This window comes from Kutzneria sp. 744 (assembly GCF_000568255.1).
Lineage (GTDB): Bacteria > Actinomycetota > Actinomycetes > Mycobacteriales > Pseudonocardiaceae > Kutzneria.
Genome location: NZ_KK037166.1, coordinates 10958458 through 10980582 on the forward strand (window position 1 = coordinate 10958458; position 22125 = coordinate 10980582).

Genomic DNA, 22125 nt, shown 5'->3' on the forward strand with positions numbered 1-22125 from the left:
CGGGAAATCGCCCCGGTGGGCCGGGACGGCGCGCCTGGTTCGGCCGCCGGACAGCGGGTACCCGCAGCGTGACGAGCACGAGGAGGCACGCTGATGATCGGGTACACGCTGATGACCGAGCAGGCCGGGCCGCGGGCGCTGGTGGAGCACGCCGTGCACGCGGAGCGGGCGGGGTTCGACTTCGAGGTGATCAGTGACCACTACTCGCCGTGGCTGGTCGAGCAGGGGCACGCGCCGAACGCCTGGGCGGTGCTGGGCGCGATCGCGCAGGCCACGGAGCGGGTACGGCTGATGACGTACGTGACGTGTCCGACCATGCGGTACCACCCCGCGGTCGTCGCGCAGCAGGCGGCAACGGTGCAGCTGTTGTCGGACAACAGGTTCACGCTGGGACTGGGCGCGGGGGAGAACCTCAACGAGCATGTGGTCGGCCAGGGCTGGCCGCCGGTGAACGTGCGCCACGAGATGCTGGGCGAGGCGCTGGAGATCATCTCCCGGCTGTTCAACGGCGGCCACGTGGACTTCGTGGGCCGGCATTTCCGGGTGGACTCGGCCAAGCTGTGGGATCTGCCGGAGCAGCGCGTGCCGGTCGGGGTCGCGGTGTCCGGCCCGCAGTCGGTCGAGCTGTTCGCGCCCAGCGCGGACGCCATGATCGCTGTCGAGCCGGACGCCGACCTGTGCCGGCAGTGGCGGAAGGCGGCCCCGGACGCGGACCGGATCATCGGGCAGCTGGCGGTGTGCTTCGACCGTGACGAACTGGCCGCGATCGTCCGGGCCCACGAGCAGTTCCGGTGGTTCGGCGGCGGCTGGAAGGTCAACTCCGAGCTGCCGGGACCGCCGGCCTTCGCCGGGGCGACGCAGTTCGTGCGGCCGGAGGACGTCGCCGCGTCGATCCCGTGCGGGCCGGAGGTGAAGCCGATCGTCGAGGCGGTGGCGAAGTTCCAGGACGCCGGCTTCACCGACGTGGCGCTGGTCCAGATCGGCGGCGACCACCAGCACGAGTTCCTCGACTTCGCCCGGGAGGAGCTGCTGCCGGCGCTGCGGGCCTGATCGGCATGGTTGTGGAGCAGTACAACTACCGGTTCACGCACCCCCGCGAGTCCCGCCTACCGTCACACCGAAAGCACGAATCCGATTCACGCGTTCGGTGTGACCGTGAGCGGGACTCGCGGGGGTTCAGTCCTCGTCGCGGATGATGTGGACGGCGGCTTCCTCGGCGGAGGCGCCGGCGCCGTCGATGCCGACGTCCACACCGAGCAGGTCGGCGTCCCACTCGCCGCCGCCGACACTGGCGGCGTCGGAGGCCACATAGGACTCGCTGACCAGGCGGCCGGCGCGGGCGTCGCCGACCTCGTCGTAGTCGCGGAGCTCGCCGTCGGAGCCCGAGAGGTCGCCGAGACCGTCGTCATCGTCGGAGTCGCCGGCGCCGAACTCGGGGACCTCGCGGGCGAGCCGGTCGTCGAGGGACTGGCCGTCGTGCTGCTCGCGCGGGGTGGTGCCCCAGTCGTCGAGCACCCAAGGCTTCTCGGCGGGGGAGAAACCCTCGTCCAAGGGGTCGCCCGGCCCGCCGTCGAGGGTGTCCGAGGCATCGAGCTGCTCGAACGCGTCGTCGTCGAACTCGTCGCGGTCCATGAGGGCGGCTCCCGTCGTACTCGGTGTGGCGCGAGCCAGGATAGTCGCGTACGCCGGAACGCGTAGTCCGCAGGTACGTCCTGCGTGCGATGTCTGCCGGCCGGTCACGGCCCTACCGTCGACGCCATGAGGATCGAACGCGCGTGTTACCTGGTGGCGGCCGTCCTGTTCGCCAGCGGCCTGGCGCACCTGGGCGTGCAGGCGGTGCTGGGCGGCCCGTGGGACGGCCCGGTGTCCTGGCGCAAGCCGGCGGACTTCGGCATGGCGTTCGGGCTCACGCTGTTCGCGGTGACCTGGGCGAGCACGTGGATCGACGTCCGGCCCCGCCGCGCGGTGCTCACCGGCTTCGCGGCGGCCTCGGTCGTCGAGGTGGTGGCGATCTCGGTGCAGGCCTGGCGGGGCGTGCCGTCGCACTTCAACACCACGACGCCGCTGAACTCCGCCTTCGCGTTCAGCGCGGCCGCTGGCGGCGCGGTGATCATCGTGACGACGCTGGCCCTGCTCAGGGCGGCTTTCCGGCCGTCGGACGCCACGCGCGGCCAGCGGCTGGCGGTGCAGGTCGGCTTCGGCAGCCTGCTGGTGGGGCTGGTCATCGGCGCGGTGATGATCGCCATCGGCACCGCCCAGGCCCGCACGGTCTCCCTCGACGCCGCCTACGACGCCGCGGTGGTGCTCGTGCCGGCCCACGCGGCGGCGATGCAGGGCATCCTGGTGCTGCCGATCCTGGCTTGGCTGACCGGTTTCACGTCCTGGCCGGAGCCCGCCCGCACCCGCGTCACGGCCCTGGGCTGCGCCGGTTACCTGGTCTGTGCCGGCACGATCGTGCTGGAGGCGTTCCTCGGTTTCGACGGCTTCGACCCGGCGAGCGCCCCCGTCCTCGGCACCGTCGTCGCGGCGGCCGGGGCGGCCCTGCTGGTCGGGGCCGGTGTGGCGACGCTGGCCGGCCTCGACCGGGGGAGTCGGCTTCGCCAGACCGCTGCGAGTCGCTAGGGTCCGGGGCCAGGCGATCTCAGGGGGGACAGCATGCGTAAGCACGCGTGGATGACGGCGCTCACGGCCGGTGCGTTGGCTGCGACGATGATCACCGGCACGGCCAGCGCGGGCGAATGCGCCTGGACCGGCACGGCCCTGCCGCACGACGGCGACGCCATCGCTCAGGTCCAGGCGGCCGGCGACATCCTGGGCTTCGGCGACGGCCATTGCTGCGCTGGAGCAACGGCGCCGTCACCTCCACCGCCCTGCCCGACGGAGCCACCCAGCTCCAGCTGCGTGGTGCCGACAGCGCCGGCCGGGCGGCCGGCACGATCAACTCCCCGAGCCACGCGATCACCGTCCGGGATGGCAAGATCACCGAGTTCTCCCTGCCCGCCGGCGCGAGCAACGGCGAGGTCAAGGGCGTGAACCAGCGCGGCGATGTGGCCGGCGTCGCCACCGGGCCGGGCCCGCAGCAGCGGCGCTACCTGGTGTGGGCCAACGGTTCGACGGGCCCGACCGAGGTCCTCGTGCACGCGGACCAGTTCCGGGCCCTGACCGGCATCGCCGATGACCGCCGCCTGCTCATCGACTGGGCCACCACCGACGGCCACACCCGTGCCGCCACCTTCCTCGGCGGTGGCGCGACGCTGCTGGCCCTGCCCGCCGGTGCCACGGATTCGTCGTCCACGGCCGTCGCCGGCAGCTGGATCATCGGCAAGATCGGTGGGCAGTCCGTGGTGTGGGACCCGAGCGGCACTCCGCGCCTGCTGCCGGCCGGCTTCGACGCCGTCTCGGTCAACCGCTCGGGACTGGTGGCCGGCCGCTACGACGGCCAGGTCGCCATGGTGACCCTGGACAACTCCGTCCAGGAGCTTGGGGCCGGCAGCGAGCTCGGTTCCGTCGCCGACGACGGCACGGTGCTGGGCGCGGCCGGCGGTGTGCCGACGACGTGGTCCTGCCGCTGACTCACTGCTGGCACGGCATCGGCAGCACGTTGTTGGCCGCGAACGACGGCCACATCTCGGCCACGTGCGGCGCGTTCTCATTGAGGTGACCGCAGATTCCGGCGATCGCCGAGCCGACGTCGAGCGTCACCGCCAGCTGCGTCTCGGTGGTGATGATCGTCAGCCGCCGGTCCGGCGAGACGGCGGCGGCCAGCACCTGGCCCTTCCATCCGGACAGCGCGGCGTACTCGTGCGGGTGGTGCGGATCGCGAATGTCCCACACGGCAATGCCGTTCGCATCGTCGGGCAGGATGACGTACGTGCCGTCCCGGCTGAACACGGGCTGGAGTGTGCCGCCGCCGGCGGGCACCGGCTCCTCGACCTCCTTGACGTCGCCGTCGGGCTGGACCGTGTACATGCTGATCGGAACGTGCGGATCGAACGCCCCCATCACGACGGTGCGGCCGTCCGGCGACAGGGCCATCGGGGGCGCGAGCATGTCGGACCGGGTCGCCAGCGGCAGTTGGGGCGGAGCGGAATCCGTGGCATAGACCCGAATTCCGTCCCCGCGCTCCATCGACCGCACCGCGACCCGGGGCGCGTCGGCGGCGAACGCGGCTTGGCCCCAGGAATCGGCGAACGTCCGCACCGGTGCCGTGAGGTCGTTGACGTTCCACAGTTCGAGCTGGGGATAGCGGGAGACGTCCTGGCGCCAGTTCGCCGTCGTCTCGCCGATGGCCAGTGTCCGGCCGTCGGGGCTGAACGACAGATAGGTCCGCCGGCCGGTCCACGTGCGCTGGAGAACCGGGTCCCCGGCGGTGTTCCAGAGGTCGGCGACACCGTCCTGATAGGACACTGCGACGTGTTTGCCGTCCGACGCCACAGCAATCGACTCGACGGTCGCACCGTGCGCGGGAATCTCCTTGCGCGGCCAGTCAGCAGGCTCGGGGGCCAGCGCGATCGTCGCCGTGTCGGTGACCGACGCCGAGAAGGAGCCTGTTGGGTCGAGCACCGCCATGGTCCGCGGGGTTCGCGGCGGCGTCGTCCAGCCCTGGTACCACCAGCGGAACAGCTGCCCACGGTGCTGCGGCGTCGGATCGGACTGGTAGTCGGCGACCGCCAGCGCGGCGACGTCCGTCGGGTTCATCGGCGACTCGCTCAGGACGGCGGTTTCCACCTGCTGCAACGTTTCCCGGTGCAGGGCGTCGGCGGTGCGGCCCTGCTCACGCAGCGAGTACGCCGTCGTGCCGGACACCGCGACGAGCAGCACCACCAGCAGGACGACCAGACGGACGAGGCGGCGGGACTGGCGGCGGCTGGTCGCGGCGCTGGCGTCGAGGAACGCCCGCTCGTCGACGCTGAGCCGGGTCCGTGTCCGCTGCAACCAGTCCTGGGTGAGTGCGAGCCGGGCGCCCCGGTACAGGGCGCCGGCGTCGCGGTTGAGCGTCTTCCACTCGGCTGTGGCCTCGGTGAGCAGGCGGTGGGTGCGTAGCCCCTCGCGGTCCTCGCCCAGCCAGTCGCGCAGCCGGCCAGTGGCTGATCAGTGCCTCGTGCGTGATCTCGACGTGGTCCTGGTCGACGGTGATGAGGCGGCTGGCGGTGAGCGCCGCCAGCACGGCCTCGCTGCCGGCGTCCAGTTCCGCACGGCTGAGCCGGCGTTTGGTGTCCTCGTCGCCCAGCGCGACCAGGCGGAGGAACACCTGCCGCGCGACGGTCTGCTGCTCGGCGTCGAGGCGAGTGAACACGGCCTCGGCGGTGCGGGCGATGGCGTGCTGAATGCCGCCGGCTGCCTCGTAGGCGGCCAGCGTCAGCGCGATGCCTTGCCGACGTTGCCACGTCTCGCGCAGGGCGTGTGACACGAGCGGCAGGGCCCCGGCCTCCTTGCCGGCGTCGGCGAGAATCCGGTTCACCAGCGCGGTTTCGATGGTGAGTCCAGCGTCGGTGGCCGGCCGGACGACGGCCTCCCGTAGCTCCTCGGGGGTCATGGCGCCGACCAGGACCGTGCGGTCACGAAGCGCCTCGCGCAGCGCGGGAACGGATCCGCAGTGCCCGAAGAAGTCGGCTCGCACGCCGAGCACGACCCGCACCCGGCTGCCTTCCGCGTTCGCGGCGTGCACGAGGGCGTCGATGAAGGGGGCCCGGTCGGCACCGAGGGTGAAGACCTCTTCGAACTGGTCGACCACCAGCAGCAGGTCTTCGCGCCGGTCGGCCAGCGCCTGGCTGATCCGCCGGTGCAGGCCCGTGGGGTCGGCGGCGAACTCGGCGCGCAGGACGGCCGGGACCTCGCCGGTCAGGTCGGACAGCCGGGCGGCGCATTCGTGGAGCGGGTCGGCGCCTGGCGTCATCACCACCACGGGGCCGGTCACGGCCGCCGCCAGCCCGGCCCGCAGCAGCGACGACTTGCCCGAGCCGGACGCGCCGAAAACACCGATGAATCGGTGCTCGCGGAGATGGCCGAGCAGTTCTTTCCGCAGGTTTTCCCGCCCGAAGAAGCGGTCGGCGTCGGAAATCTGGAATGCCGCCAGCCCCGGATACGGGGACCGTTCCGTATCCGGTTCGGGGCGCGATGGCGCGAGGTGATCGGCCACCTTGCGCCAGCGCGTCGCCCATTCGTCGGTGTCGCCCTCGCAGGCGGTCACGAAGGCCAGCGTGACCGCCTTGCTCGGGAATTTGCGCCCGCCCGCCGCCTCGCACAGCACGGCCGTCGAGTAGTTCGCCAGCTTGCTGAGCTCCCGGTACGTCGGATTGCCGGCCCGCCCGCGCAGCGTGCGCAGATCGGCGGCGAATCTCAGCAGTGGAGTGTCGCCCGCGTCGAGCGGGCGCTCCGGTCGTGCCATCCCTACCTACCCCCAGATCAGGTGTCGACAGCGATGTTTGCCCCGGTCACAGTTATCTGGCAACCAATCGCCGACACCTAATAATCCAGCAGGGCCCGGACCGCGGTGGTGTTGTGGTCGAACCACTGGGCGTGCTCCGGGTTCATGGCGGCCGCCGCGGCGCGCCAGGCCGGTCTGGTGAGGACGTCGAGGTACTGCCGGACCAAGTCCTCGGCGTGCGCGGCGCCGCATCCGCATTTCCCGGCGTCGACGGTCAGGCGGTTGGCGAGGATGGCGCCGTTGATATAGCGGAGAGCGGTCGGTTCGAGCCGGGCGAAACGGGTGGCGTGGGCCGTGAGCACGATTGATGCCGGGGGATAGTGTTCGAGGGTCGTGCCCATTCCCTCGCAGCCGCTCATGATTCTCAACACCGCACCGGTGTGGTCGACGAGTTCGTCGTCGACTTCGTCAGCGGTAATGGCCTGGTGCAGATGGGCGGCAGTGGCGATCTGGCCGGCGAAATAGCCGCTGAGGGGGTCGCCGTCGCAGGAATGGCGCAGCAGCCAGTGTCGGGCCTCATCCGACAGTCCCCAGCGGCAGAGCGCGTCCACCACGTAGACGCGCCCCCACCCGGCGACCCGCTTGGCCAGCCAGAGCAGGTCCTCGCCAGCGCCGCGGCGGCGAAGACCTTCGGCCGCCAGCGGCCCGAAGTGGTTGGACAGCAGGCCGATGGTGCGGATGAGGGGGCTGTCCTCTTTACTAGTATTGATCCGGCCTAACTGTCGACGTTTTTGACGTCGCGTAGCACACGGAGTTACGATAGCTAATCGTATCTAATTCATGAGGATCGCCACCTGCACTCAGAACGGTTAATTGAGGTCTAAGTTCCGAAATACCCTCGTAGGATCAGGCAAACCAAAGATGCTGTGTAAATGCAAGGGGAGGAAACTATGATCAGGCTACGTCGCGTGTTTCCGCTCAATATCGGGCTACATCGGGGTGCGCACAATCTAGCAGAGGATATCAGTGACCAAAATCGCGTCATACTATCACTACCGGCTAATCGGCTGTCTAGTACCTCGAACCGAGCATGCCTTTCCTTGTTACAATGAAGAGTCGTGGCAGACCTCGGCCAGGGCACTCGGGCGACGCTTTCGAGATCGGCGAAATAGCCCCAGCAGGGCCGCGACGTCGGGCGCCCCGAGCCGCTGGTCAGCATTGCGCCATCGGCGGCCACGGTGCCGGTCGTGGTCCGGGAACGGCTGGCCGTCGCGCGGCAGCGGCTCGTCGGGAGTGAGCTCGTGCAGGCGCAGGGCGTGGTCGTACAGCGTGTTGTCGTGCTGGGCCGCGCTCATCCGCGGAGGGAAGACTCGATTCTCTCGATCATGCGGCCCATGATCGCAGCCCCTGGCAAGCGCGTTTAGCGCGGGTTGCCCGCACGCAGCCAGGACAGGTAGTCGGCGACGGCCCGCTCGGTGTCGAACTCGGGCTGGTAGCCGGTGTCCTTCCGCAGGCGGGTGATGTCGAGCGGGGGGAACACCTGGCCGCCGTCGGGGAGGTCGACCTCGGCGTCGGGCACGACCTTCTTGATCGCGGCGATGATCTCGGCGTTGGTGGTGGCACGGCCGGAGCTGACGTTGTAGGTGCGGTGGTCGAGGCGGTCGGCGGTCTGGAGCAGGGCGAGGGCGCGGCCGCAGTCCTTGGCGTAGCAGAGGTCGATGGCGTCGCCGGACCGCGCGTTGGTCTCGGGCCTGGTGCCGCGGGCGGCGGCGTGCACGAGTTGTGACGCGGCGAAGAAACGATCGACGAAATGGCCGCGCGGCCCCCAGATGGCGCCGATGCGGTAGTTCACGATGTCCAGGCCGGCGGCATCGGCGAGGTGGTCGACCAGCAGTTCGCCGATCTTCTTGAACGCCGGGATGACGTGGGCCGAGGTCATCGGCAGCGGCAGGTCCTCGGTGTACGAGTCGGCGCTCACGCCGCCGTACACGCCGATGGTGCTGGCCACGCCGACCCTGCTCACACCCCATTCCTGCGCCACCTGCAGCACGTTGAACAGGCTGCCGAGAGCCGTCCGGGCCGCCTCGATCGGCTGCTGGTCGGGGCCGGATTGCTCGGGGGCGGGCGGCCAGGGCATCGACCCGGCCAGGTGCAGGATCCCGGTGATCTTGTGACGCCGGCCGATCGCCCGTAACGAGTCGAGGTCGGCGATGTCGGCCTGCACGATTTCGGCAGGCACGGGCGGGTCCGAGGCCGGGCGGCGCTGCGCGAGGACGCAGGGCCGGCCCAGGTCGAGCAGGGCGCGGGCGGTGTGGGTGCCGATGAAGCCGAGACCGCCGGTGACCAGGATCATCAGTTCTCCTTACGGTTCGCTGTACTGAACGTCAGGCTGACAAATCATCAGTGGAGCTGACAATCAGCGTAGCGATAAGATTGCCGGGTGTCCAGCGACCAGGCGAGCCCCCGGCTCGCGTACCTGCTCAAGCACGCCAACCTGCGGATCTCCGAGCTGACCGAGAAGGCGCTGCTGCCCTACGACATCAGCGGGCGGGAGCTGGGCGTGCTCAACGTGCTCAACGGGCGCGAACCAGGCTCGCAGCAGCACGCGGCGCAGCGGCTGGGCATCGACCGCACCACCATGGTCGCGCTGTTGGACACGTTGGAGGACAAGGGCCTGGTGTCCCGTCACCCCGACGCCGACGACCGCCGGCGCAATGTGGTCGAGCTGACCGAGAAGGGCCAGAACATCGTCCGCTGGGCCGGTTCGGCGGCCGCGGAGGCGGAGCAGGTCTTCCTGCGCCCGCTGACCGAGGCGGCCGGCCAGCAGCTGCGGGAATCGCTTCAGGCCGTCGTTGCCCGACCGGACAGTTCTGGACAGGTCCGGCCGTAGGACCTCTAGGGTCGAGGGATGCAGACACTGCTGCGGGGCGGCCGGGTGATCGATCCGGGCGCCGGCCTCGACGGACTGTCCGACGTGCTGATCTCCGACGGCAGGATCGCGGCGGTCGGGCCGGGCCTGGAGGCGCCACCGGGCGCCGAGGTCGTGGACGTCACCGGGCTCGTTGTCGGACCCGGGTTCGTGGACGTGCACAGCCACGTGCACTCCATCGTCGGGCACCGCATGCAGGCGATGGACGGCGTCACGACCGCCCTCGACCTGGAGGCGGGCGTGATGCCGATCGAGAAGGGCTACGCCGACGCGGCCAAGGCCGGGCGGCCTCTGAACTACGGCTTCTCCGCCTCCTGGGGCGGCGCGCGGGCGCAGGTGCTGCTCGGCGCCGAGCCCAATGCCAACGTCGGCAGCAGCCTGGCGATGCTGGGCAACGAGGCCTGGCGGCGGTCGTCCTCACCGGCCGAGCTGACGGCCTGGCTGTCGCTGCTGGAGAGCGAGATCGCCGCCGGGGCGCTGGGCATCGGCGTGCTGCTGGGGTACGCGCCGATGACCGACCCGGGGGAGTTCCTCGCCGTCGCCCAGCTGGCCGCGAAGGCCGGCGTTCCCACGTACACGCACGTCCGCGAGCTGGCGGAGGTGGACCCCTCGACCCCGGTCGACGGGTCGGAGGAGATCGCCCGAGCCGCCGGGGAGACCGGCGCGGCCATGCACCACTGCCACGTCAACAGCACCTCGGGCCGGCACGTCGACCGCGTGCTGGGAACCTTGGACCGCGCGCAGCGGCTCGGGTCGCGCGTGACCGTGGAGGCCTACCCCTACGGCGCGGGCAGCACGGCGATCGGCGCCGCCTTCATCGCCCCGGAGCGGTTGCGGATGAAGGGCCTCGGCCCGTCCAACATCATCGTGGTGGAGACCGGTGAGCGTGTCGCCGACGAGAAGCGGCTGCTCCAGCTGCGCCAGGACGACCCCAGCGCGCCCTGCCTGATGGAGTTCCTGGACGAGAGCCGGGAGGCCGACCTCGAGATGCTGCGCCGCACGTTGGCCTTCCCGGACTCGATCGTCGGCAGCGACGCGATGCCGCTGTTCTGGCCGGACGGCAGCTTCGAGAGCACCGAGTGGCCGCTGCCGCCGGGCGGCTCGACCCATCCGCGCGCGGCCGGCACGTTCTCGAAGACGCTGCGCCTGATGGTGCGGGAAACCGGGGTCTGGACCTGGTTGGAGGCGTTCAGGCGGTGTTCGTACCTGCCGGCGCGGCTGCTGGACGACTGCGCGCCGGCGGCGCGGGCCAAGGGGCATCTCGGAGTCGGGGCCGATGCGGACGTCGTGGTGCTGGACCCGGCGCGGATCAGCGACGCCGCGACCTACCGGGACCCGCTGCGGCCGTCGATCGGCGTGCGGCATCTGTTCGTGGGCGGAACTGCTGTTGTGCGGCAAGGGGAAATGCGGACGGATGCGCTGCCGGGACGGGCGCTACGCGGGGAGGCACGATGACGGATCTGTTGGCGGACATCGAGGAACTGGTGCGGTGCGAGTCGCCGTCGTCGGATCACGACGCGGTGGCGCGCAGCGCCGATGTGGTGACGGAGCTCGGCCGGCGGCTGCTCGGCGCCGAACCCGAACGGATCGTGACCGACGGGTGCACGCACCTGCGCTGGCGGTTCGGCGACGTGCCGAAGGTCCTGCTGCTCGGGCACCACGACACCGTGTGGCCGCACGGATCCCTTGAGACCCACCCGTTCTCCGTGGTCGACGGCGTCATGCGCGGGCCGGGCTGCTTCGACATGAAGACCGGCGTCGTGATGATCCTGCACGCCGTCGCGGCGCTGGAGGACCGTTCCGGCGTGACGATCCTGATCACCGGCGACGAAGAACTCGGCTCGCCGCGGTCCCGGACGCTGATCGAGGACGAGGCGCGGGGCTGCGAGGCCGCGTTCGTGCTGGAAGCGGCCGGCCCCGGCGGGGCGCTGAAGACCCGCCGCAAGGGCACGTCCATCTACCGGGTCGTGGTGCAGGGCAAGGCATCCCACGCCGGGCTGGAGCCCGAGAAGGGCGTCAACGCCGCCGTCGAGATCGCGCACCAGATCCTCGCGGTGTCCGCATTGGACGATCCTGCGCGCGGAACCTCCGTCGTGCCAACGGTGCTCAACGCCGGCACCACGTCCAACACCGTGCCGGCTAACGCTGCGGTGTCGGTGGACGTGCGGGCATGGGACCGCGACGAACAGGTTCGGGTCGACGAGGCCATCCACCGCCTGACGCCCGTGCTGCCCGGTGCTCAGATCCGTATCGAGGGCGGCATCAACCGACCGCCGCTGGATGCCAAGTCCTCGGCCGGGCTGTTCGCGCTGGCGTCCGCGGTGGCCGGTGAGCTCGGACTCGGTGAGCCGGCCGAGACGGCCGTCGGCGGGGCTTCGGACGGCAACTTCACCGCCGGCGTGGGCGTTCCGACGCTCGACGGCCTCGGCGCGGTGGGCGACGGCGCCCATGCCGACCATGAGCACGTGATCGTCGAGGAGATCCCTCGCCGCACGGCACTGCTCACCGGACTGATCAAGGCGGTACTCGCCTGACGGCAGTTCTCGACACACAACAAGGGGGGGAGTGGCATGACTCGACGCATGCGGATCGAGGACCTGTACGACCTGGCCGTCCCGGCGCAGCCCGCGCTGTCGCCGGACGGCCGCCGGATCGTGTACGTGCTGCGCACGGCCGATCGGGCGGCGGATCAGAACCTCACACAGCTGTGGGAAGTCGACACGAGCGGGGGAGCGGCGCGGCAGATCACCCGTGGCGCCAACGACTCCGCGCCGGCCTGGTCGCCGGACGGCTCGGCGCTGGCGTTTCTGCGCGAGGAACAGGTGTGGCTGCTGGAAACCGGCGAGCCCCGGCAGCTGACCTCCCTGCCGTCGGGCGCCGGCGCCCCGAGGTGGAGCCCGGACGGCACCAAGATCGCGTTCACCGCCCTGGTCGGCCCCGACCAGCCGACGGCGCCGATCGTGATCGACCGCTTGGCCTACAAGGCGGACGGTGTCGGCATGATCGGGGCGAAGCGGGGACACCTCCACGTCCTCGACGTCACGACCGGCGAGGTCCAGCAGGTCACCTTCGGCGACTGGGACGCCGGTGATCCGGCATGGTCGCCCGACGGCACGCTCCTGGCCTTCAGCGCGGCCCGGGGCGACGACGCCGACCTGACTTTCCGTTCCGCCGCCTACGTTGTCGAGATCGGTGGCGAACCCCGGCTGGTCGGCACCGCCGACGGCGTCTGCCAGCGGGTCGCATGGACGGCCGACGGGACCGCGCTGTTGGTCGTCGGCACACGGACCCTGAAGGTCGGCAACGCCCGGTTGCTGCGGGTCCCATTGGATGGCGGCGAGACCGTCGACCTGGCCGAGTCGTTGGACCGCAATGTGATGGCCGGCGAGGCCGGCTACCCCGGGGTCGTGCCGCAGGCGGTCGGTGACACCGTCTACTTTGCCGTCCGTGACCGGGGCTGTACCCACCTGTATGCGGTCGAGGACGGCGATATCAGGCTTGTTCTCGGCGGCGACGGAAATGTTGTGTCCGATGTGGACGTCGTTGGCGGCAAGGCGGCGGCTGTACTGGTCACGCCGTTGTCGTACGGCGAGGTCGTGGTGGTTGACCTACACCGCGGCGATGTCGACGTCCGCACCGCCCATGGCAACGCCAACATCACACCGTTCCCCTGTGAGGAAAGGGAATTCGCCATCTCCGACGGCACAGTCGTGCACGGCTGGCTGATGCGCGATCCCGCCCGCAGGGGCCCGCTGCCGCTGGTCCTGGACATCCACGGCGGCCCGCACAACGCCTGGAACGGCGCCGCCGACTCCACGCGGACCTACCGCCAGGAGCTGGCGGCACGCGGCTGGGCCGTCTTGCTGCTCAACCCGCGCGCCAGCGACGGCTACGGCGAGGCGTTCATCTCCGCGGCCGTCGGTGCATGGGGCGAGGCCGACGCCAAGGACTTCCTTGAGCCGCTGGACCAACTGGTGGCCGAGGGCGTGGCCGACGCCGACCGGCTGGCCGTGGTCGGCTACAGCTACGGCGGCTACATGACCTGCTACCTCACCAGCCGTGACAACCGTTTCGCGGCGGCGGTCGCGGGCGGCATCGTCGCCGACACCACCAGCATGGCCGGCACCTCCGACGGCGGGCACTACCTCAAGGTGATCGAGTTCGGCGACGGGGACTGCTCGCCCCTGAGCCGAGTCGACCAGGTCCGCACGCCGACCCTGATCCTGCACGGCGCGGCCGACGACCGTTGCCCGGTCGGCCAGGCCGAACAGTGGTTCACCGCGCTGCGGGCCCAGGGCGTGCCAGCACAACTGGTGCTCTACCCGGGCGCGTCGCACATGTTCATCCACAATGGACTGCCTTCGCACCGTGTCGACTACAACCGCCGGGTCGGCGACTGGCTCCCCTGGTTCCGAGCTGATTTACTCTCTCTCTCGTTGAGCTCCGCGCCGACCACTGGCGGCGACGACTGGCCGAGTTGGCTCGCAAGCATCACGTTCCCGGTGCGGCGCTGGGCATCCTGCGCGGCGATGAGCTCGTCCAGGTCAGCGCGGGCGTGCTCAACAAGGCGACCGGCACGTCCGTGACCGACGATTCGGTGTTCCAGATCGGGTCCATCACCAAGACCTGGACCGCCACCCTGGCGATGCAGCTGGTCGACGAAGGCCGCCTCGACCTGGACGCGCCGATCGCCGACGTGCTGCCGGATCTGCGACTGTCCGATCCGGACGTGACCAAGCAGGTGACGATGCGGCACCTGTTGACCCACACCAGCGGTATCGACGGCGACGTGTTCACCGACACCGGCCGCGGCGACGACTGCGTGGCCAAATACGTCGACCGGCTCGGCGAAGCCGCCCAGGTGTACCCGCTCGGCGTCACTTTCTCCTACTGCAACTCGGGATTCGCGCTCGCCGGCCGTGTGATCGAGAAGATCACCGGCCAGACCTGGGACGCCGCGCTGCGGGAGCGGCTGATCGATCCGCTCGGCCTCAAGCACACCGTGACCCTGCCCGAGGAAGCCATCCTGCTCAGCGCCGCCGTCGGCCACGAAGCCCCGGCCGGTCGGGAACCTCTTCCCGTGTCAACGTTTCTGCTGCCGCGCTCGATGGGCCCGGCCGGACTGATCACCGCTTCCACCGCCGATGTCCTGGCTTTCGCCCGACTGCACCTGACCCGCGGCCTCGGTCCCGACGGCGACCGACTGCTCAGCGAGGCGTCCGCGGTGGCCATGACCGAGAACCACGCCGATGTGCCCAACAAGTACGTCTTCGGCGATTCATGGGGCCTCGGCTGGATGCGGTTCGACTGGGACGGTCGCCAGGTCATCGGACACGACGGCGGCACCCGCGGGCAGTTCGCCTTCCTGCGCATCGTGCCCGAACTCGGACTGGCCGTCACGCTGCTCACCAACGGCGACAACGCGATCGACCTCTACCAGGAGCTGTTCCGGGAGCTGTTCGCCGAGATCGCCGGCATCACCCTGCCCGAACCCGTCTCGCCGCCGGCACAGCCGCCGACGGTCGATGCCGCACGCTACCTCGGAGCGTACGAGCGAGCCGGCAGTCGCATCGAGATCTTCGCCGGTGAGAACGGGTTGCGGGTGCGGTCGATCGCGACCGGCCAGATGGCCGAGATCGTGCCTGAACCCGTCACCGAGCACGATCTGTTGCCCGTCGGCGACACACTGTTCGTGTCGCGGGCCGAAGGCCGGCAGTGGTGGACGCCGATCGTGTTCTTCAGCCTGCCGACCGGCGAGCCGTATGTTCAGGTCGGCGTGCGGACCTACCCGAAGGTGGGATAACCCGCGCGATCGTGGGTACCCGGGGGCGCATGAAACAGCAGACCACCTACGACCCCGCGCCGCCCACCACGCCGATTCCTGCCGCGCCGATCCCGCCCGCGCCGCCGACAACGCCGATTCCCGCGCAACCCGAGCAACAGGAACCCTTGCCGGAGACCGAATCGGTGCTGGGGGCCATGCCGAACGAGCAGCCGGGCATAGAGTGAGCGGGGAGGACGTCGCCTGCCGTCCTCCCCGCCCAGTCCTGCTGGCTCAGGCTAGCTCAGGGTCACAGCCGCGTCGTCGACGACGAACGAGGTCTGCAGCGAGCTGTCCTCCGCCGCGGTGAACTTCAGCGCGAGGGTCTGCCCGGCGAACGACGAGACGTCGATCGACTTCTGGACGTAGCCCGCGGCCTTGTTCAGGTTGGAGTAGGTCGCCAGGGTGGAAGTGCCGCCGGCGACGGTCAGCTTGTCGAACTGGGTCGTCCCGGTCGTCTCGGCCGAGTCGATGTGCAGGTAGAACGTCAGCGTGGCGTGGCAGCCGGCCGGGATGGCCACCGACTGGGACAGCGTGTCGGTGTGGCTCGTGCCGTAGCCGTCCATCCAGGCGTTCCAGGTGCCGCCGTGGGCGGGCTGGTCGGGCGCGTTCTGGCCGATCACGCCAGAGGACGAGGTCCAAACCGTGGCGCCGGACTCGAAGCCGGGGTTGCCGAGCTTCTGACCGGTGCAGTTGCCGCTCACCGTGCCGACCGTCCAGCTGAACGAGGCCGAGCCGCTGTGGCTGGCGCTGTCCGTGGCGGTCACCGTCACGTTGCTGCTGCCGGCGGTGGTCGCGGTGCCGGAGATCGTGCCGGTGGAGGCGTTGATGGACAGGCCGGCCGGCAGGCCGGTCGCGGTCCAGCTGTACGGCGCGGTGCCGCCGCTGGCCGACAGCGGCAGGCTCACGGCCGCGCCGGTGGTGGTGGACTGGTTGCCCGGGTTGGACACCGTGACCGTGCCGGTGGCCGAGCAGGTCGGGTCGCCGGCCTGCGCCGGCACGGAGATCGCGTCCCACGCCGCCTTGACGGTGTTGAACTCGGTGCAGCTGCCCGGGAACATGTTCTTGGCCGCGGTCAGCGTCCAGGTCCGGTACTTCAGGTAGGAGCTGCCGGTCGTCTTGAGCAGCATGGCGTTGTAGAAGATCTTCAGCGCGTTCTGCACGCCGAGCCCGGTGATGGTGGAGCTGTTGCAGGTGGTGCTGGTCGGCTGCCCGTTGGTCGGGTTCGTGCCCTCGGCCAGCAGGTAGAACCAGTGGTTGCCGGGACCGGCCGAGGCGTGCACCTCGCCGCCGGGGACGCTGCTGTCGTAGCAGTTCTTGTCGCCCAGGGCGGACGGGTTGTACATGTTGCGGATCGGGCCGGAGCCGACCAGGTTGATCTGCTCGCCGACCAGGAAGTCGGGCACGTCGTAGGGCGCCGGCTCGTTGGCGAACCACTCGGTGGACGCGCCGAACACGTCGGCCACGAACTCCTGGGTGCCGTTGCCGGAGATGCCGCCCGGGGTGTGGTCGTCGATGCCGTGGCCGTGCTCGTGGGCCACCACGTCGATCGAACCGATCCACTGGTTCTGGCTGTTGTGGCCGATCTGCACCTGGCTGCCGTCGTAGTAGGCGTTCTCGTCGGCCAGGCCGACGCGGATCGGCCAGCCGCCGCCGTTGCCGTCGAAGCTGTTGCGGCCCAACCACTGCGACAGCATCTTGTTCTCGGTCTGCACGCCGAACAGCGCGTCGACGCAGCCCGTCTCCTTGCTGGTGGCGTTACCCGTGCCCCAGCTGTCGGAGGTCTTGGTGAACGTCGTGTTGTTCGCGGCGTCCTGGCAGCTGACGTTGGTCAGCACCGGGTCCTTGAGCGAGAAGTTGCTGCCGGAGTGCGTGGTGTCCAGGTGTACCGGGTTCGGACCGTTCCAAGCGGACGTTCCGTCGCCGAACAGCACGTGTTCCTGGGTGTGCAGCACCTTGCCGCTGACCGCGTCGACGACGACGTCCAGCTTGCTGGGCTCGTTGTCCCGGGTGCCGGTCACGGTGCTCTGCCACGCCAGCGTGGGCGTGCCGAGCGCGAAGGTCACCAGCTGCGCGGCGCCGACGCTGTCCACCTTCGACAGCTGGCCGCGGGCGACGTTCTGCGCCTGCGCCGAGGTCAGTTTCGGCGTGGTGGAGGCGAGATTGATGGTCGCGTCCTGGGCCACGGAGGTGCCCAGGACCTGGCCGGTGGAGTTGGTGGCGACCACGAAGTCGCCGCCGACCACCGGCAGACCCTTGTACGTCCGCTGGTACGGCACGTACTTCAGCCCGTTGGTGGAGGAGATGGTGCTCTGCTGCGTGAAGACGTCGTCCGAGCTGGCGTGCAGCGCGGCGGGCCGGGAGGCGACGAGGCTCTGGGCCGCGTTGACGGCCATCGCGTCGGCGGTGAGCGGGTTCGCCGCGGGCGCGGATGGCTGCGCCTGTGCGGCCGTGCTGGTGGTGACCGCGGCGACCAGAAGGCCGGCCGCGACGACAACGGTGGAGCGTCTCAGGAACATCGGCAGTTCTCCTCCGAGCAGGGGCTATCACGACCCGGGTCTCGGGCCGCGTTCGGCAGAGGTGGAAGGTGTCGACCGCGGACCAGGATCGGCGCTCGGGGAACCGGGAACAACCGACGAAGGTAGTGAACTTTGCATGAATCGCCTGAACGGCCTTATTGCGTCGTAGGGGTGTGGGCCGCTCAGGCGACGTGACCCGGTTTTGTTGATCTAGCAAAGAAAGGGTCTTCCTACGAGGTTTTGGCCGCCGCTTCGAGGATCAGGTCGGTCACGGTGTCCGCCTGGGACAATGCGAGCAGGTGCGAGCCGTCGATCTCGACAACCGTGGAGCCCGCCCGCTGGGCCCCGAAACGTTGGACGGTCGGATGGATCGCCTTGTCGGCGCTCGCCACCGCGTGCCAGGACGGCAGGGTCCTCCACCCGACCGGCCCTGACTTCTCGCCCAGCGCGACCGCGGCGATCGGCCGCTGGCTCACCGCGAGCAGCGAAGTCACGTCCTCGGGCAGGTCTTCGGCGAGCACCCGGCGAAATCCCTCCGTGCTCAGGTAGAAGTCGTCGCCGATCGCGCGGAGGTTCGGGCCCAGTTCGGAATCGGGGAAGTTCGCGGCCATCTCCAGCACGCTCTCGCCTTCGTCGGGCACGAACGCGGCAATGTGCACGAGCGCATTCACATTTGACATTTGTGGCGCGGCCGCCCCGATCACCGCGCCGGCGTAGGAATTGCCGACGAGCACGACCGGGTCGTCGATTGCCGCGACCGTGCCGGCGACGAAGGCTGCGTCGTGGGCGAGGCCGCGCAGGGGAGTAGCGACGGCCTTGGCCGTGATGCCGGCGGCTTGGAGCCGCCGGATCACGCCGGCCCAGCTGCCCGTGTCGGTGAAGGCGCCGTGCACGAGCACCACGGTGGGAGTCATCAGGTCCTCCGAGTCTTGGCGAGAGAAAGAACGTTCGTTCTGCCCGTGGTGCACGCTAGGGGCGGTGGCTCCCGGCCGTCAAGGGTTCGGCAGAAAGAACGGTCGTTCTGTAGGCTGATGTCCATGAACGAGGCCCCACGCGACCGCCTGCTGACCACCGCGGCCCGGCTGTTCTACGCCGAAGGGATCCGGGCCGTCGGCATGGACCGCCTGGTCGCCGAGGCCAACGTCACCCGGTCCACCTGCTACCGCCACTTCGCCGGCAAGGACGACCTCGTACTGGCCTACCTCGACTCGGTCGACCGACTCATCCGGGACGCGGTCGAGACGATCGTGGCCGAGCGGCCGCCGGTCGAGGCACTGGTGGGGATCTTCGAGTTCTATGCCGACTTCGCCGCCAGCGAGGACTTCCGAGGCTGCAACTTCCTCAACGCCGCCGCCGAGCACGCCGACCGGAACAGCCCGCCACGGCGCCTGATCGCCGCCCACCGGGCCTGGCTACGCGAGACTTTTCGGTCCCTGCTAGGGCAAACTGGTCACCCGCAGCCGGATCAGGCTGCCGGGGCGCTGGTCTTGCTACGTGATGGGGCCATGTCCGCCGCCGAGCTGGACGACCCGGCCACCGTGCGGGAGACCCTGCTGCACACGGTCGGAGGTGTGATCTCCGGCTGAGTCAACCTTCGATCGTCGTGTGTGTGAGACCGCTTCCATCCTCCCTGTGGAGGCGATCGGCGACGGCCTTCGCGGCGGTCGCCCGCAGCGCCCACATTGCCTCGGTGCTGGTGATCGGGCGGGGAAACGAGGATTGCTCTGTTCGGTTCGCCCAATGGAACCGCGGCGCCTCGGTGGACACCGCCGCCCCGGGGTGAAACCGGAGCGGCGGTGCAATGCCCTTGGTGGCATTCCAGTCGTGAGTTTGCGGGCGGCGTCCCTTGCGGAGCGGCCTTCGGCGCAATCTCGTCGGTGACGTTCCAGCGGCGAGCATTCCGGCCACAGCCCTCGTGAAGCCGGTCCTCAGCGCCGCTTCCTCAACAACCCTCCCGCCACCATCAATCCCACTAATCCCGCCGCCCCCTGCAAGATCCGGCGCTGGCGGCGGGCGCGGTCGCGGGCGTCGGCGTAGGGCATGGTGGTATTCGTGATCATGGCGTGCAGAGGCATCCATCGATGCCGCAAGGCCTTCTCCAACACCACGTCACAGGCCTTCTCCAGCCGAACGGCGGGGGAACGGACGGTGTCGCGGAGCTCGGCGAAGTTCTGGCGGGACATCTCGGCCAGGGCGTCGGTGTGGGGCTTGCGTCGCTGGTAGAACCGCTCGACGGCGTCCGGGGCCGAGGCAGGGAAGGCGGAGAAGGCATCGGCCAGCTCCAAGCCGTCCTCGAAGGCGGCGTTCATGCCCTGGGCCAGGAACGGGTACACGGCGTGGCAGGCGTCGCCGATGAGCACGACCTTGCCGTTGTGGTGCCAGGGAGAGGTCCGCGTGGTGACGAGCTTGAACGTGGGCTGGTCGAGGAAGACCTTGCCGACATCGGGCACGAGATCGAGGACGTCGGGGAACAGCTCACGGAACAGGGTCTCGACGTCGTCCGAGGTGCGAAGGGTGTCGAAGCTGCGAGGACCCCGGAACGGCAGCACGCAGGAGCAGGTGAAGGAGCCGTCACGGTTGGGGTGGGCGAACATCATGGTCTCGCCACGGGGCCAGAGGTGGAAAACGTCGTCGGCCATGCGGTGCTGGCCGTCGGCGCCGGCCGGGATGTGCAGTTCCCGCCAGCCCCATTCCAGGAACTCCTGGTGGAAGTCGGCCCGCTCGTCCCGGTGCATGTGCTTGCGCACGACGGAAAATGCGCCGTCGGCGCCGACGATGACGTCCGGGGTGACGGTGAACGCCGTGCCGGACTCGGAGACGAAGTCGGCGGCGGGGAGGTCCCGGTCGATGCCGACGCAGCGGGTGTCGAACACGAACCGCACGTTGGCCGACCGGGTGGCGGCCTCGATGAGCTGGACGCCGAGATCATGGCGCTGGATGGCCAGAATGCCGCCCTCGCCGTAGGTGGAGAAGCGCAGCGACCGGTCCTGGCTGTGCACGAGCCGGCCCCGCATGGGCATGACGTGTCGGGTGATCTCCTGCCGCAGACCGAGGCGCTCCAACGCCTTCAGCCCACGCTCGGACAGGCCGAGGTTCATCGAGGTGGTGTGCACGGCGTTGACCCGGGGATCGGGTCGCCGCTCGTACACGGTCACCGTGTGGCCCTGCCGGCCGAGGGCGAGCGCGAGGAACGCCCCGGCCATGCCGCCGCCGACTACCGCGAATTCCACTGCGGACTCCCGGTCGTGACGACGTGCACCTGGTCGATCGCCTTCTCCGCCAACGCCACGGCCTCGGCGGCGGTGGGCGCCAGCACCATGACGGAGCCGATCCGGTCCCACGAGCTGCGCAGCTCCCGCACCGGATCGCCGACGCCCGGCCCCATACCGAAGCTGACCACGCCGGGCATCTCTTGGGCGGCGTCGAGGCCGTCAATGCTGACGATCTCGCCCGGCGGCACCTGCATGAACCGCACGGCGGCGGCCTGCGGCGCCACGGACGGCATCTCCGGCGGCTCCAGGCCGCGCATGACCGAGAAATAGCGCTCGCCGATCGGGTCCTCGTAGGCCCGCTCGATCATCTCGATGATGCCGTCGCCCGGGAACCGACCAGCGCACTCCACCAGGTACGGCGTGCCGTCGTCGCGGACGATCCACTCGCAGTGCACGACCCCGGAGCCGAAACCGACGGCCCGCAGCACCGCCAGTGTGCTCACGACCAGCTTGTCCCTCAACGCCAAGGGAATCGCCGCCGGCAGCACGTGCCCGAGCTCGACCGGCCGCGGCCCGGGGTAGAGGACCTTGTCGGTGATGTTGGCGAACAGCGACTGACAGTCGCGGACGACCATTTCCACGCTGTACTCGTGGCCGGCAACGTACTCCTCGACCAGCATGCGCACCGCCCGCTCACGGTCCGGCACGAACATGCCCTCATCGTGCTGAATACACGATTCCCAGGCCGCGGCAACGGAATCCGCGTCGTGCAGGACCTGCGTGCCGACCGCGCCCTGGCGATTGGCCGGCTTCAGGATCACCGGGACGCCGTGGGCGGCGATGAACGCGGTCACCTCCTCCGGCGACCCGACCTCAGCGGATGCCGGATTGGGCACACCGGCGGCGCTGGTCACCCTGCGCAGCAAGGACTTGTCACGCAGCACCTCGGCCGCCCCCAGGCTGGCGCCGGGCGTCCCGAGCCGTTCGGCCAGCCGGGCGGCGAACGGCGTCGCGTACTCGACCAACGGGACCACGGCCGACGCGGCGAGATCAGGCCGACTGGCCAACAGCGTGTCGGCCGCACCGGGCAGTTGGTACTCCCACTCGACGAGCTCGCGCACCAGTGCCGATTCGGCAATGTGGTTGCGGACGTCCCGCTTGCGCACGACGTCCGGCTCCTCGACGATGATCAGCGACTGCTCGGGCAGGAACTCGGCCAGCTTGCCCAGCGCGGCCACGAAGCCCACCAGGATGATCGGTCGTTCGGACACGTCAGC

Annotated in this window: 18 protein-coding genes and 1 pseudogene; 9 read left to right on the forward strand and 10 right to left on the reverse strand. The window is 70.0% G+C overall.

Annotated features, from left to right (window positions below; genetic code table 11):
• Positions 1-90 precede the first annotated feature (90 nt).
• Positions 91-1050 (forward strand): LLM class F420-dependent oxidoreductase, encoded by a 960-nt coding sequence (locus tag KUTG_RS49615; protein ID WP_043726950.1) that lies wholly within the window; start codon positions 91-93, stop codon positions 1048-1050.
• Positions 1051-1176: 126 nt separating this feature from the next.
• On the opposite strand, the gene KUTG_RS49620 is transcribed toward KUTG_RS49615, so the two are convergent.
• Entirely contained in the window at positions 1177-1632 is a 456-nt protein-coding gene (locus KUTG_RS49620; protein ID WP_043726952.1) for a DUF5709 domain-containing protein, read from the reverse strand.
• 126 nt (positions 1633-1758) lie between these two features.
• On the opposite strand from KUTG_RS49620, the gene KUTG_RS49625 reads away from it, so the two are divergent.
• A complete protein-coding gene (locus KUTG_RS49625) occupies positions 1759-2622 on the forward strand; it encodes a hypothetical protein (protein WP_043726954.1) in 864 nt (287 codons plus the stop codon).
• A gap of 209 nt (positions 2623-2831) precedes the next feature.
• Positions 2832-3572, forward strand: coding sequence for a hypothetical protein (locus tag KUTG_RS49630; RefSeq protein WP_043726955.1), 741 nt, complete (start codon positions 2832-2834; stop codon positions 3570-3572).
• Between the two features lies 1 nt (position 3573).
• Here the strand turns inward: KUTG_RS49630 and KUTG_RS62715 are convergent, their stop codons facing one another.
• The 5 genes from KUTG_RS62715 to KUTG_RS49650 all read right to left on the reverse strand — a co-directional run bounded on the left by KUTG_RS62715 (position 3574) and on the right by KUTG_RS49650 (position 8720).
• Positions 3574-4824 carry a WD40 repeat domain-containing protein gene (locus KUTG_RS62715; RefSeq protein ID WP_052396382.1) on the reverse strand — a complete coding sequence of 417 codons (1251 nt, stop codon included), beginning with the start codon at positions 4822-4824 and terminating at the stop codon, positions 3574-3576.
• Positions 4775-6388: an ATP-binding protein gene (locus KUTG_RS55015; RefSeq protein WP_052396383.1), complete on the reverse strand. Its 1614-nt coding sequence runs from the start codon at positions 6386-6388 to the stop codon at positions 4775-4777. Before KUTG_RS55015 ends, KUTG_RS62715 begins: the two co-directional genes overlap by 50 nt.
• A gap of 77 nt (positions 6389-6465) precedes the next feature.
• Positions 6466-6981, reverse strand: coding sequence for a hypothetical protein (locus KUTG_RS55020; protein WP_052396384.1), 516 nt, complete (start codon positions 6979-6981; stop codon positions 6466-6468).
• Positions 6982-7470: 489 nt separating this feature from the next.
• Positions 7471-7722 carry a hypothetical protein gene (locus KUTG_RS49645; RefSeq protein WP_043726957.1) on the reverse strand — a complete coding sequence of 84 codons (252 nt, stop codon included), beginning with the start codon at positions 7720-7722 and terminating at the stop codon, positions 7471-7473.
• Positions 7723-7787: 65 nt separating this feature from the next.
• The gene (locus tag KUTG_RS49650; RefSeq protein WP_043726958.1) at positions 7788-8720 is read right to left on the reverse strand and encodes an NAD-dependent epimerase/dehydratase family protein; all 933 of its coding nucleotides are present in this window, start codon (positions 8718-8720) and stop codon (positions 7788-7790) included.
• A gap of 87 nt (positions 8721-8807) precedes the next feature.
• Between KUTG_RS49650 and KUTG_RS49655 the strand changes: the two genes are divergently transcribed.
• The 5 genes and pseudogenes from KUTG_RS49655 (at position 8808) to KUTG_RS60100 (ending at position 15305) form a co-directional block, all read left to right on the forward strand.
• On the forward strand, positions 8808-9257 hold the full coding sequence (locus KUTG_RS49655) for a MarR family winged helix-turn-helix transcriptional regulator (protein WP_043726960.1): 450 nt from the start codon (positions 8808-8810) through the stop codon (positions 9255-9257).
• Positions 9258-9275: 18 nt separating this feature from the next.
• Entirely contained in the window at positions 9276-10751 is a 1476-nt protein-coding gene (locus KUTG_RS49660; protein ID WP_043726961.1) for an amidohydrolase family protein, read from the forward strand.
• Entirely contained in the window at positions 10748-11830 is a 1083-nt protein-coding gene (locus KUTG_RS49665) for a M20 family metallopeptidase (RefSeq protein WP_043726963.1), read from the forward strand. Before KUTG_RS49660 ends, KUTG_RS49665 begins: the two co-directional genes overlap by 4 nt.
• Before the next feature lie 36 nt (positions 11831-11866).
• A pseudogene (locus KUTG_RS49670) lies at positions 11867-15099 on the forward strand (serine hydrolase).
• Between the two features lie 29 nt (positions 15100-15128).
• Positions 15129-15305 carry a hypothetical protein gene (locus tag KUTG_RS60100; RefSeq protein ID WP_157495367.1) on the forward strand — a complete coding sequence of 59 codons (177 nt, stop codon included), beginning with the start codon at positions 15129-15131 and terminating at the stop codon, positions 15303-15305.
• A 51-nt stretch (positions 15306-15356) separates the two neighbouring features.
• Here the strand turns inward: KUTG_RS60100 and KUTG_RS49675 are convergent, their stop codons facing one another.
• Complete coding sequence (locus tag KUTG_RS49675; protein WP_043726965.1) at positions 15357-17636, reverse strand: M4 family metallopeptidase; 2280 nt, start codon at positions 17634-17636, stop codon at positions 15357-15359.
• Between the two features lie 230 nt (positions 17637-17866).
• Positions 17867-18550 carry an alpha/beta hydrolase gene (locus KUTG_RS49680; protein WP_043726967.1) on the reverse strand — a complete coding sequence of 228 codons (684 nt, stop codon included), beginning with the start codon at positions 18548-18550 and terminating at the stop codon, positions 17867-17869.
• Positions 18551-18673: 123 nt separating this feature from the next.
• On the opposite strand from KUTG_RS49680, the gene KUTG_RS49685 reads away from it, so the two are divergent.
• Positions 18674-19222, forward strand: a complete 549-nt coding sequence (locus KUTG_RS49685) for a TetR/AcrR family transcriptional regulator (protein ID WP_052396855.1) — start codon at positions 18674-18676, stop codon at positions 19220-19222.
• Between the two features lie 342 nt (positions 19223-19564).
• Here KUTG_RS49685 and KUTG_RS49690 read toward each other — a convergent pair whose 3' ends face one another.
• A complete protein-coding gene (locus tag KUTG_RS49690; protein WP_043726970.1) occupies positions 19565-20866 on the reverse strand; it encodes an FAD-dependent oxidoreductase in 1302 nt (433 codons plus the stop codon).
• Positions 20851-22119, reverse strand: a complete 1269-nt coding sequence (locus KUTG_RS49695) for an ATP-grasp domain-containing protein (RefSeq protein WP_043726972.1) — start codon at positions 22117-22119, stop codon at positions 20851-20853. The genes KUTG_RS49690 and KUTG_RS49695 overlap by 16 nt, the downstream gene beginning before the upstream one ends.
• Positions 22120-22125: the final 6 nt, after the last annotated feature.